We start from the raw sequence: 11,298 nt of genomic DNA, 5'->3' as shown, positions 1-11,298 counted from the left end.
AATTCGGAGGGGACTTGGGGTAATATAAGCTTGAATGGAGGAGGTATGACATGATAAATTTCAATCGTATTGCATCTATTGGATTGTGCTTTCTCCTTTTATCTGCGTCAACTTGCACTTGGTTCGATGACGAGAATGACCAAGTTACCGAAGAATTCTCGCAGTCGCTGCAAACTGGAATTGAGACAGGTCAGCAGGTCATGGCCGCGACTTGCAATGCAATTGCCGCCGCAGCTGATCTTTCCGCGATCATCGCGCCGCTCATTCCGCAGATGGGTGCAATCGCTGCGGGCACCCAAGCTGCCAATATGGTTTGCGAAGGATTGGCAGTGGCCTTCGCGGATTCTGGCGGCGCGATTGCGGGCAATTCTCTTACCGTGGAAATCGACGGCAACGCGGTCGAAGTCTTCCTGTTGCGGTAATGGCGACGCGCGCGACCATTCTGATGGTGATCTGCGTTCTGCTCGGCACCGGGCCTTCGTTTGCGCAGGACATAGATCCCATCAAAATTGATGTGGTGATCCCGGCTGGCCTCGATCATCTCGCGGGTGACACGCATGATGTCTTCGAAGTCATCAACACGATTGTGTCGGAAACCTTCTGTGACGGCACGTGTGTGACCCTCATACCAATCGTGCATCTGGACAGTACGCTGCAGCTTGGACGCGCTTTGCAGACAGCTGAGCATTTCACAAAGCCGCGGCACGATCTGCTCACGCTCGAAATCGTCGAGAAGATTGCGGGCTGTCCAAAACTCGGCGACGAAACCATGAGGATGTCCATCAGAACGTTCGATGGCTGTGCGGTCCAAAATTCAGGAAGTTATCTGATCGGCCAAAGGTTGGACTGTGCATCGCTGGTACATCCCAAGAATGATATCTGCCGGATCTTCGCGGCCCGCCTGATCCTTCATGAGCTGCTACACAGTCACGGCGTGGATCACGTTACTCAATTCGACCAGTCGAGTCGATTGATGTACGGGCTGGTCCCGGTGCCGAGCCGACGCCTGAAATACGAACCATTCCTGGTTACCCACCATATGGTTGGCGACATCAGGACCTATTGATTGAAGGGCCAAGGTTTTTCGCTATGTCGGGAGACAGCCCTGCCCGAGACCCGAAGATCCGTTCCCACCCAACGCACGTTAACCTTTCGCCACCTCTGGCAAACCTGCCAGCCGCTTGCCATTGCGATGCCAGTCACATGCGCCCCTGTGCATAATCGCATTTATCAATCAAAAGGGCGCCCCCCGGATTATCTGGAGGACGCCCTTTCCTATTTCGAAATGGAGAGGATTACTCCTCGTCCATGTCCTCGATCGCCTTTTGAAGCTCGTCCTTGGTGACGGTCTTCTCCTCGATCTTTGCCTGCTCCAAGATGTGATCCACAACCTTGTCCTCGAACAGGGGTGCGCGGATTTGCTGCAGCGCCTGCTGGTTGGACTGGATGAAGTCGAAGAACGCCTTTTCCTGACCGGGATATTGCTGCGCCTGACGGAACACCGCCTGTTGCAGTTCCTGATCGGAGACCTGGATTTCCTGCTTCTGACCGACCTCGGCCAACAGCAGGCCGAGGCGGACGCGGCGGGTGGCCAGCGCGATGTGCTCCTCGGTCGGTTCGATCTTCTCGTGGTTGTGGCCCTCGACCTCGGGGTTTTCCTCATGCCAGAGCTGATGCGCGATCTGTTGCGCCTCGGAGTCCAGCATCGAGGGCGGCAGGTCGAAGTCCACGGCCTTGTCCAGCGCATCCAGCAGATTGCGCTTGGTCACGGTGCGCGCGGCATTGGCGTATTCGGCGGCCAGACGTTCGCGCAACTGGCCCTTCAGCGCCTCAAGATCCTCGGCACCGTATTTCGTCGCCAGCTCGTCATTGACCTCGGCCGGCTTCGGCTCGGACACAGCCTTGATGGTCACGTCGAACACGGCGGCCTTTCCGGCCAGGTTCGGGGCCTGATAGTCCTCGGGGAAGGAAACCTCGACGGCTTTCTCCTCACCTTCCTTCACGCCCACCAGCTGCTCCTCGAAGCCGGGGATGAACTGGCCGGAGCCGAGCACCAGCGGGAAATCCTCGGCGGAGCCGCCCTCGAATGCCTCACCGTCGATCTTGCCCACGAAATCCATCGTGACCTGATCGCCGTCCTTCGCCTTGGAGCCCTTGCGCCGCTTCTCGAAATTCTGGGCAGTGGCGGCGAGGTTGTTCAGCGCTTCGTCCACGGCCTCATCATCGACGGTGGCGGTCATCTTCTCGACGGTCAGGGAGGCGAAATCGACCTCGGGGATTTCGGGCAGTTTTTCGTAGGACACATCGACGACGACATCGTCGCCCTCTTTCCAGTCCTCGTTCTTCATCGTGACGTTGGGCTGCATGGCGGGACGATCGCCGGTGGAGTCGAAATGCGACTTCAGCGCCTCGTCGATCCCTTCCTGCATCGCCTCGCCCAGAACGGACTTGCCGAACTGTTTTTTCAGCAGCGCCTTGGGGACCTTGCCCTTGCGAAAGCCCTTCATCTGTACTTCGGGACGTGCCGCTTCGAGCTTTTCGTCCACCTTGGCTTCCAGCTCGGACGCCGACATCGTGATCTCGTAGCCCCGCTTCAGGCCTTCGTTCTGGGTCTCGTTGACCTGCATTCGTCTCACCTCAGTCTATGCCCACAGGGGGCGTCACATCTTGTTCCGGCGGCCCGTTGGTGCGGGCGAAGGGACTCGAACCCCCACGCCTTGCGGCACCAGAACCTAAATCTGGCGTGTCTACCAATTCCACCACGCCCGCATCGGGCCGTAATCCGCTGAAGTTTCCTTCGCGAAATCCGGCCTCGGATAGCAGAGCGCCGGGGGGGACGCTAGGGGGAATTGGCGCTGAGCCGCCGCAGAACCGCCGGGATCTGCTCCGGCAGGTCCTCCGCGATCAGGCCGGGGCCGAATTCCAGGGCACATTCCGTATGCAGCCAGGCCGCCGTGGCAGCGGCCTCATGGGGGGTGTCGCCCCGGGCGAGCAGCCCTGCGATCATGCCCGAAAGCACGTCCCCCGAACCTGCAGTGGCCAGCCACGGCGCCGCACGGGCGTAAACGGCGGGATTGAGGCTGACGCGTCCGTCCGGATCCGCGACAACGGTATCCGGCCCCTTAAACAAGACGGTACATCCCGCGCGTGCGGCGGCTGCGCGCGCCGCATCCATTCTGGAAAAGGCCGGGCCGCGCGCCGGCATCGCATCGAGCCGGTCGGCGATGTCGGGAAACAGACGCGCAAACTCGCCCCCATGGGGTGTCAGGACGCATCTGCCGTGCAGCATCGCGAACAATTCCTGCGGTTCGTCGGCAAAGGCGGACAGGGCGTCAGCGTCCAGCACCGTGCCACGCGATGCGGTCAGTGCCACCGGGACCAGATCACGCGCGCGATCCCTGCCAAGACCGGGGCCGAGGCACAGGGCCTTGATCCGCTCATCCGTCAGCATCTCCTCCAGCCCACGGGCATCACGGATGGCGTGCAGCATGATCGCGTCGAGATGCGCGGCATTCTCGATCAACGCGGCGGGCGGAGGGGCGACCGTGACCAGCCCCGCCCCGATCCGAAGGGCGGCACGCGCCGACAGCCGGGCTGCCCCCCCCTTTCCGACGGAGCCTGCGGCGATCACCGCATGACCATGCGAAAACTTGTGCCCTCCAGCAGCCTTACCCAGAGAGGGAACCTGTCCCCGTTTGAGTGTATCCTCGCCGATAAGAGTGGCGGGAACGATTTCATGCGGATGATCGAGGTCGAGCGGCTGGACGCTCAGCCGTCCGCAATGCGCCGGTCCGTCCGAAAGGTAATGCCCCGGTTTGGCCCGGTGGAACGTGACCGTCAGATCGGCCCGCACCGCACGCCCGAGCGGACGCCCACTGTCCGAGCACAGACCTGTCGGCAAATCCACGGAAACGATTCGGCGGTTGCCGCCGGGCTTGCGTTCGCCGGGCTTATATTCATTGAGGAACTTCACCGTAGCCTCGATTGCGCCCTGCAAGGGACGGGTGGCACCGATTCCCAGAATCGCATCGACGATAAGGTCGTATTCCCCGCGCAGGTCAGTGAACAAGGATGCGGGCTGAACGGGCGCGGCATCGGTCCAACGTTGCGCGTTGATCGCGGCATCCGGGGGCAGTTTCGCAACCTCGCCATAGGCGAACACCGTCACGTCCCAGCCCCGGTCGCGCAGCAGCCGCGCCACGACGAACCCGTCCCCGCCATTGTTACCGGGTCCGCACAGCACGGCGGCCCTGCCCGGGGTCACTGCGAAATGCGGCCAGTGTTCCAGCACCGCCGCGATCACGCCGCGTCCGGCGCGCTCCATCAGATCAAGCCCGGTTACGTGGCCAGTGTCGATTGCTGCCCGCTCCACGGCGCGCATCTGGTCGGCGGTCAGGAGTTCGGGCATGGTGCTTCCTTCTCAAATCGCCCGGTTTTCAGGCACATTGCACAAACTTTGTGCAGAAACTCGGGAATCGACAAATGGACGTATCGCCTCATTTATCACAGGATTGAAATGCCGGACGCCCGGTGTTTGGTATCCGTTCAAAGAACCGTCGTAGAGGACCCTACCCATGAAGAAGATCGAAGCGATCATCAAACCCTTCAAACTCGACGAGGTGAAAGAGGCGCTTCAGGAGGTCGGCATTCAAGGCCTCTCCGTGATCGAGGCAAAGGGTTTCGGTCGGCAGAAGGGTCACACCGAACTGTATCGCGGCGCGGAATACGTCGTGGATTTCCTGCCCAAGGTTAAGATCGAGGTCGTGATCGACGACGCGATGGTAGACCCCGCGATCGAGGCGATCGTGAATGCAGCCAAGACCGGCAAGATCGGTGATGGCAAGATTTTCGTGATGGACGTGAGCCACGCCATTCGTATTCGGACCGGAGAAGAGGGCGCCGACGCGCTCTGATCTCCGACGCAACCCCCCCTAAGAATAAAGCTGAGAGGAAAACCGATGAGTGCAAACTCCGATCTCGTGAAGATGATCAAGGATGAGGATATCGCCTATGTCGATATTCGTTTCACCGACCCGCGCGGCAAATTGCAGCACGTGACCGTGGTCAGCGATCTGGTCGATGAGGACTTCCTCGAAGAAGGCTTCATGTTCGACGGCTCGTCCATTGCGGGCTGGAAGGCGATCAACAATTCCGACATGAAACTGATGGCGGACGTGTCCAGCGCATATCTCGACCCGTTTTATGCTGAGAAGACGCTGTGCGTGCACTGCACCGTGGTTGAGCCGGACACCGGCGAGATCTATGATCGAGACCCGCGCGGCACCGCGGAGCGGGCCGAGGCATACCTGAAATCCTCCGGCATGGGCGACGTGTTCTATTGCGGCCCCGAGGCGGAATTCTTCATCTTCGACGACGTGCGCTACTCCGTCGCGATGAACAAGGTGTCCTTCGAGGTCGATGCGGTTGACGGCGCCTGGAACACCGACGCCCAGTACGAAATGGGCAATACCGGCCACCGTCCGGGCATCAAGGGCGGCTACTTCCCCGTGAACCCGGTCGATCCCGCACAGGATCTGCGCTCGGAAATGCTGTCCACCATGAAGCGGATGGGCATCAAGGTCGACAAGCACCACCACGAGGTCGCGTCGAACCAGCACGAACTGGGCATGATCTTCGACTCGCTGACCAAGCAGGCCGACAACCTTCAGAAATACAAGTACGTCATCCACAATGTGGCCGACGCCTATGGCAAGACGGCGACCTTCATGCCCAAGCCGATGGCAGGCGACAACGGCACCGGGATGCACGTGAACATGTCGATCTGGAAGGATGGCAAGCCGCTGTTCGCAGGCGACAAATACGCCGACCTGTCGGATGAGGCGCTGTATTTCATCGGCGGTATCCTCAAGCACGCGAAGGCGCTGAACGCCTTCACGAACCCGTCCACCAACTCCTACAAGCGTCTGATCCCCGGCTTCGAAGCGCCGGTCCTGCGTGCGTATTCCGCGTCCAACCGTTCGGGCTGCGTGCGTATTCCGTGGACGGAAAGCCCCAAGGCAAAGCGTGTCGAGGCCCGCTTCCCCGATCCGTCCGCCAACCCGTATCTGTGCTTCGCGGCCCTGCTGATGGCCGGCCTGGACGGCATCGCCAACAAGATCGATCCCGGCGAGGCGAACGACAAGGATCTCTACGACCTGCCCCCCGAGGAACTGGCCGAGATCCCGACCGTCTGCGCCAGCCTTCGTGAGGCGCTCGACGAACTTCAGAAGGATTATGAATTCCTGACGGCGGGCAACGTCTTCAGCAAGGAACAGATCGACGCCTATTGCGATCTGAAATGGGAAGAGGTCTATGCCTACGAGCACACGCCGCACCCGATTGAGTACAAGCTGTACTACTCCTGCTAATTCATTGAAATCGAAACGAAAGGGTGTCCCACGGGGCGCCCTTTTACGTTAGCAGCGCCCGAACCCGATCCCCGCCCTTGTATGCGCGCTGTACAGGCGGCAGATCGTCGAACGCGGCGAGAAGCCCTGCCCGCTGCGCCGTGTTCAGCCCAGCCAGCGGGCAGATATCCGTCTTGATGCTGAAAACGATCGCACCGGTTTGCGGCAGCTTGACCAGGCTCTGCCGTTCGACACGGATGTAGAGTTCACCAGACCAGTCAGCGCGCTTTTCCTCATATTCCCGACGAGGATGGAACAGGTCCGCATCCGGGTAGATCAGCCAGTTCGCCCGCCACAGCGGCTGTTCCACGCGGATCGCATCGAACAGCCGCTGTACCCGCCGGGCCAGATCGCCGGCATAAAACGGCACCGGTTCGTGGATCGCGTCCAGCGGTCGGCCCAGCTTTTGCGACAGCGTCCAATGGGAGGGGAAGCACAGAACGCCGTCGGTCAGCACCCAGTCCTCGCCCTGTCGTTCCTTGCCCTGGCGTTGCAGGATCAGCAGATCCTCCTGAACCTGTCGCGCGGCACGGATCAACGGATGATCGCCGTCCGGCGGTATGTCCACGCCCAGCGTCCGCCCAACCAGTTCGCACACCTCGACCGAGGGCGCCATGTCATCGCCACAGCCGAAAACCTGCTCGCGTCTTGTGTCGATCAGATGGTTTCGCAATGCCATCTGATCCGCATGACACGCATCGCGCTGCAACCAGTCATGCGGATCGAGCGGTTGCACACCGGGATTGCGGCGTGTGGCAGGCTTCATCCACGGGGTTTGCACGGGATGTTGCAAGATCAATGGCATGGCGCGGGTTCAGCCCCGCGGCGCGTCGTCGAATCGGACCGGCAAGAATGCAGGATCCTGCTCGACCTCCAGCATTTCGACCGCCAGTTGCAGCGCCTGTGCCGTTGCGAGACACCCGTTCCGGCTGGCCCGTTCGTGCGCGCACAGCAAGTCATTCCGCAACTTTTCAAGAACCGGTACATGCGTCGGCTGAGGCAAAGCGTTCGGGTGCCGTGACTGTTCCAAGGTTGATCCTTCGCAGATTTCACGAAGGAGCGTAGTCCATTACGTCAGTCTGACAACGAATTTGTGATATCAGGCCACCTTTTGTTGATTTCCCACCTTTAACTGATTTCATCATGCAAACGCACGGCCTTCTGAAGTAACGCGACTTGGTCATTGGCGGATGCGATCTGTCCAACGCATCGGGGCCGTGCCTAAATGGAGCCCGATGAATCAGCAATGAACGGGGATGTCATGGCGACGGAAAAACTGACGTTCGAGGGGCATACGGGTCAGATGCTGGCCGCGCGACTGGATCGCCCCGAGGGGCCGCATCTGGCGACGGCGATCTTTGCCCACTGCTTCACCTGCTCCAAGGACATTCCCGCGGCCCGCCGAATCGCGGCCCGGCTGGCGCAGGAGGGCATTGCCGTCCTGCGGTTCGACTTCACCGGGCTGGGACATTCCGAGGGTGAGTTCGCCAACACGCATTTCACCTCGAATGTCGAGGATCTGCGCCTGGCGGCCCGTCATCTGAGCGGCATGGGAATGGCCCCTGACCAGCTGATCGGGCATTCGCTGGGCGGGGCGGCCGTTCTGGCCGCCGCACCCGATATCGTCAGCGCCAAGGCGGTCACCACCATCGGCGCGCCTGCCGATCCGCACCACGTCACCGTCAATTTCGGAAACCAGATCGAGGAGATCGAGCGAACCGGTCAGGCGCAGGTCGATCTGGGCGGACGCCGGTTCACGATCCGGCGCGAATTCCTCGACGATGTGAAGGCCGCGCGTCTGACCGAGGCGATCAGCAAGATGAAACGCGCGTTGCTGATCCTGCATGCGCCCAGTGATAGCGTGGTTGGTATAGACAACGCATCGGACCTGTTCATGGCCGCGCGCCACCCCAAGAGCTTCGTGACGCTCGACGGGGCAGACCACCTGCTGACACGGGGTGAGGATGCCGAATACGCGGCGGAGGTCATTGCAAGCTGGGCCGCGCGCTATATCGACCTGACCCCGCCTGCCAGACCCGCTGGCGCGCCCGACGGGATCGTGCGGGTTTCGGAGGCGGATCCGGACGGCTTCCTTCAGGACATCAACGCCGGCCCCCGGCATCATATTCTGGCGGATGAACCCAAATCCCATGGCGGGACCGACCGTGGACTGACGCCCTATCAGTTGCTGGGGGCCGGGCTGGGGGCCTGTACCTCGATGACCCTGCGCATGTATGCGCGGCGCAAGGGGCTGGCCCTGTCGCATGTCTCGGTGGATGTGACGCATGACAAGGTCCACGCGGCGGACTGCGCGGCCTGCCCTCAGACAGATGCCCGCATCGACCATCTGCATCGCGTCGTCCGGCTGGAGGGTGAGTTGAGCGAGGCCGAACGTGCGAAGTTGCTGGAAATCGCGGACAAATGCCCGGTCCACCACACGTTGAAGGCGCAGGCCCATATCACCACGCAGCTTGCAGATTGAGGCGTGGCGCGCCACGCTGGCCCCATGCACGAAACCACGCTCAACATTGACGGCCACCCGACCCGGCTGATCCACAGCGGGCCGGAGGGGGCGCCGGTTCTGGTGTTCCTGCACGGTTTTCCCGAACATGCCCTGGCTTGGCGGCAGGTGATGCGGGCGCTGCCGGAATATCGCTGCTTCGCCTTCGACCAGCGGGGCTTTGGTGTCAGCCGCAATCCCGCGCCCGACCTAGACGGATTCGCGATGAAGCACCTGCTGACCGACCTGTTGGCGGTGATCGAACATACCGGGCAGGACCGGATCAAGCTGGTCGGGCATGACTGGGGTGCCGCCGTCGCCTATGCCGCTGCATTCGCCCTGCCGGACAGGATCGAGGCACTGATCGTGATGAACGGGGTGCATCCGGTCTGCTTTCAACGTGCGCTCAGCGCAGGAGGGCCGCAATCCACCGCCAGCGCCTATATCGACTGGCTGCGCGAACCCGGGGTTGAGGACGTTCTGCGTGCCGATGATTTCGCCCGGCTGTCAGGGTTGTTCGCGGCAAATATGGACATGGGCTGGATGGATGGCCCGACCCGCGACTTCTATGTGCGTGAATGGTCCCGTCCAAACGCGGTGGAGGGGATGGTGAGCTGGTATCGCGCCTCTCCGGTGGAGGTGGCACCCCTGGGCCAGCCCCGCCCCCTGCCCGACTGGGCGCAGGCGGACCTGCGCGTGACCATGCCGCATTTGCTGATCTGGGGCGCGGGCGACACGGCCCTGTTGCCCGAGGCGACGCACGGGCTGGACGAGCTGTGTGACGATCTGACCCGCGTGTCGTTTCAGGACTGCGATCACTGGCTGCACCACCAGCGACCGGCGGATGTGGCGCAAACCATGCGGGATTGGCTGCGCAAAGTTTGAGCCAGCTGTTTTGTCAGGTCAGGCTGGCCGCCGGGCGGGCTTTTGCGCCGCCCGCATATCGCGCAGCCGCTTGTCGTGTTCCGCCTGAGACACCATAAGAAGGGGGCACGCAACGACCAGTCACATTCGGGAGAATGAAGCATGGAAGAAACCTTGAGCATCACGGACGCCGCGATCTGGCTGCCGGCGCTGGCGATCCTGGTCCTGCTATTCGTGTCCGCCTTCTTTTCCGGTTCCGAAACCGCTCTGACAGCGGCGAACCGTGCCAAGCTGCACGGGATGGAGGGGGAAGGCTCCGCGCGCGCGCTGCATCTGAAGGAAGATTCCGAGCGTCTGATCGGGGGCATCCTGCTGGGCAACAACCTCGCCAACATTCTGGCGACCTCGCTGGCGACCGCTTTGTTCACGACGTTGCTTGGCGAAAACGGGGTTGCGGCGGCGACGCTGATAATGACCGCGCTGGTCCTGATCTTTGCCGAGGTTCTGCCCAAGACCTATGCCATCATCAATCCTGAGAGGATGGCCGCCTTCGTCGCGCTGCCTATCGGGCTGATCGTCAAGATTCTGGCCCCCGTCGTCAATTTCGTGCGCTTCATCGTGCGGGTAACATTGCGGATCTTCGGCGTGCCGACCGATCCGGAGGCGCAGATCATGGCCCATGAGGAAATCGCGGAGGCGATCACCCTTCACGCATCCGAGGGGACCGTGGAAAAGGACGACCGCGACCGCTTGCTCGCCGCGCTCGACCTGAAGCTGCGCACCGTGGAGGAGATCATGATCCACCGGCGCAATATCGAGATGATCGACGCCGAATTGCCGCCGGAGCAGATCCTCGACACCTGCCTCCGCTCCCCCCACACCCGCATTCCGGTGTTCCGCAACGAGCCGGAAAACATCGTCGGCGTGATCCATGCAAAGGACTTGCTGCGCGCGGTGGACAAGCTGATCCGTGGTGAGGGTGGTCTGAGCGCGCTGGCCAATTTCGATGTGATGGACGTGGTGATGGAACCGTGGTTCGTCCCCGACGCCACCACACTTGACGACCAGATGCGCGCGTTCCTGCACCGCCACAGCCATTTCGCACTGGTGGTCGATGAATACGGCGCCCTGCAAGGATTGGTGACGCTGGAGGATATTCTGGAGGAGATCGTTGGTGACATCACCGATGAGACCGATGTGGAGGTCGAGGGTATCGAGCGTTTCGCAGACGGAACCGTGCTGGTCGAGGGCACGATGAGCATCCGCGACCTGAACCGCGCAACCGACTGGTCCCTGCCCGATGAGGAGGCGAACACCATCGCCGGGCTGGTCATACACGAGGCGCAGACGATCCCCACCACGGGTCAGGTCTTCTCGTTCGGCGGGTTTCGCATCGAAGTGGTGGAGCGGGAACGCAATCGCCTGCACAAACTGCGCATTCGCCCGCTGTAGCCTTCGCCAGCAACGCGCGACTGTTAAACCGGCATCGGGGGCTAGGGGAGCCCACCTGGCCCGGCCCTAAAGACA

General features: G+C 61.6%; 10 protein-coding genes and 1 tRNA gene. 7 read left to right on the top strand and 4 right to left on the bottom strand.

Going from position 1 to position 11,298, the window contains the following annotated elements:
- The first annotated feature begins 50 nt into the window (after positions 1 to 50).
- Positions 51 to 422, top strand: coding sequence for a hypothetical protein (locus H1S03_RS03705; RefSeq protein WP_185803217.1), 372 nt, complete (start codon positions 51 to 53; stop codon positions 420 to 422).
- Positions 422 to 1,066, top strand: coding sequence for a hypothetical protein (locus H1S03_RS03700; RefSeq protein ID WP_185803216.1), 645 nt, complete (start codon positions 422 to 424; stop codon positions 1,064 to 1,066). Before H1S03_RS03705 ends, H1S03_RS03700 begins: the two co-directional genes overlap by 1 nt.
- Before the next feature lie 229 nt (positions 1,067 to 1,295).
- On the opposite strand, the gene tig is transcribed toward H1S03_RS03700, so the two are convergent.
- The 3 genes from tig to H1S03_RS03685 form a co-directional block, all read right to left on the bottom strand.
- Positions 1,296 to 2,627 carry a trigger factor gene (gene tig / locus H1S03_RS03695; RefSeq protein WP_185803215.1) on the bottom strand — a complete coding sequence of 444 codons (1,332 nt, stop codon included), beginning with the start codon at positions 2,625 to 2,627 and terminating at the stop codon, positions 1,296 to 1,298.
- Between the two features lie 57 nt (positions 2,628 to 2,684).
- Positions 2,685 to 2,769, bottom strand: a tRNA-Leu gene (locus tag H1S03_RS03690).
- Between the two features lie 70 nt (positions 2,770 to 2,839).
- Positions 2,840 to 4,408 (bottom strand): NAD(P)H-hydrate dehydratase, encoded by a 1,569-nt coding sequence (locus H1S03_RS03685; protein ID WP_185803214.1) that lies wholly within the window; start codon positions 4,406 to 4,408, stop codon positions 2,840 to 2,842.
- A 166-nt stretch (positions 4,409 to 4,574) separates the two neighbouring features.
- Here H1S03_RS03685 and H1S03_RS03680 point away from each other — a divergent pair, with 166 nt between their 5' ends.
- Positions 4,575 to 4,913, top strand: coding sequence for a P-II family nitrogen regulator (locus H1S03_RS03680; protein ID WP_185803213.1), 339 nt, complete (start codon positions 4,575 to 4,577; stop codon positions 4,911 to 4,913).
- A gap of 45 nt (positions 4,914 to 4,958) precedes the next feature.
- Entirely contained in the window at positions 4,959 to 6,368 is a 1,410-nt protein-coding gene (gene glnA / locus H1S03_RS03675; RefSeq protein WP_166192197.1) for a type I glutamate--ammonia ligase, read from the top strand.
- A gap of 43 nt (positions 6,369 to 6,411) precedes the next feature.
- On the opposite strand, the gene H1S03_RS03670 is transcribed toward glnA, so the two are convergent.
- Positions 6,412 to 7,173 (bottom strand): heme-dependent oxidative N-demethylase family protein, encoded by a 762-nt coding sequence (locus tag H1S03_RS03670; RefSeq protein WP_185803212.1) that lies wholly within the window; start codon positions 7,171 to 7,173, stop codon positions 6,412 to 6,414.
- 495 nt (positions 7,174 to 7,668) lie between these two features.
- Between H1S03_RS03670 and H1S03_RS03665 the strand changes: the two genes are divergently transcribed.
- The 3 genes from H1S03_RS03665 (at position 7,669) to H1S03_RS03655 (ending at position 11,223) form a co-directional block, all read left to right on the top strand.
- Positions 7,669 to 8,889 (top strand): bifunctional alpha/beta hydrolase/OsmC family protein, encoded by a 1,221-nt coding sequence (locus tag H1S03_RS03665; protein WP_185803345.1) that lies wholly within the window; start codon positions 7,669 to 7,671, stop codon positions 8,887 to 8,889.
- Positions 8,890 to 8,913: 24 nt separating this feature from the next.
- Entirely contained in the window at positions 8,914 to 9,792 is an 879-nt protein-coding gene (locus H1S03_RS03660) for an alpha/beta fold hydrolase (protein WP_185803211.1), read from the top strand.
- 141 nt (positions 9,793 to 9,933) lie between these two features.
- Positions 9,934 to 11,223, top strand: a complete 1,290-nt coding sequence (locus H1S03_RS03655) for an HlyC/CorC family transporter (RefSeq protein WP_185803210.1) — start codon at positions 9,934 to 9,936, stop codon at positions 11,221 to 11,223.
- Positions 11,224 to 11,298 lie beyond the last annotated feature (75 nt).

The sequence above is a fragment of the Pontivivens nitratireducens genome (assembly GCF_014235845.1).
Classification (GTDB): Bacteria; Pseudomonadota; Alphaproteobacteria; order Rhodobacterales; family Rhodobacteraceae; genus Pontivivens; species Pontivivens nitratireducens.
The sequence above is the reverse complement of the archived record's forward strand: the minus strand, read 5'-3'. Positions and strand labels throughout refer to the sequence as shown.

Excerpts from the sequence above, each read along its gene's own strand:
- H1S03_RS03705 (WP_185803217.1), top strand. The coding sequence starts at position 51 with ATGATAAATTTCAATCGTATTGCATCTATTGGATTGTGCTTTCTCCTT.
- H1S03_RS03700 (WP_185803216.1), top strand. The coding sequence starts at position 422 with ATGGCGACGCGCGCGACCATTCTGATGGTGATCTGCGTTCTGCTCGGC.
- tig (WP_185803215.1), bottom strand. The coding sequence starts at position 2,627 with ATGCAGGTCAACGAGACCCAGAACGAAGGCCTGAAGCGGGGCTACGAG.
- H1S03_RS03685 (WP_185803214.1), bottom strand. The coding sequence starts at position 4,408 with ATGCCCGAACTCCTGACCGCCGACCAGATGCGCGCCGTGGAGCGGGCA.
- H1S03_RS03680 (WP_185803213.1), top strand. The coding sequence starts at position 4,575 with ATGAAGAAGATCGAAGCGATCATCAAACCCTTCAAACTCGACGAGGTG.
- glnA (WP_166192197.1), top strand. The coding sequence starts at position 4,959 with ATGAGTGCAAACTCCGATCTCGTGAAGATGATCAAGGATGAGGATATC.
- H1S03_RS03670 (WP_185803212.1), bottom strand. The coding sequence starts at position 7,173 with ATGAAGCCTGCCACACGCCGCAATCCCGGTGTGCAACCGCTCGATCCG.
- H1S03_RS03665 (WP_185803345.1), top strand. The coding sequence starts at position 7,669 with ATGGCGACGGAAAAACTGACGTTCGAGGGGCATACGGGTCAGATGCTG.
- H1S03_RS03660 (WP_185803211.1), top strand. The coding sequence starts at position 8,914 with ATGCACGAAACCACGCTCAACATTGACGGCCACCCGACCCGGCTGATC.
- H1S03_RS03655 (WP_185803210.1), top strand. The coding sequence starts at position 9,934 with ATGGAAGAAACCTTGAGCATCACGGACGCCGCGATCTGGCTGCCGGCG.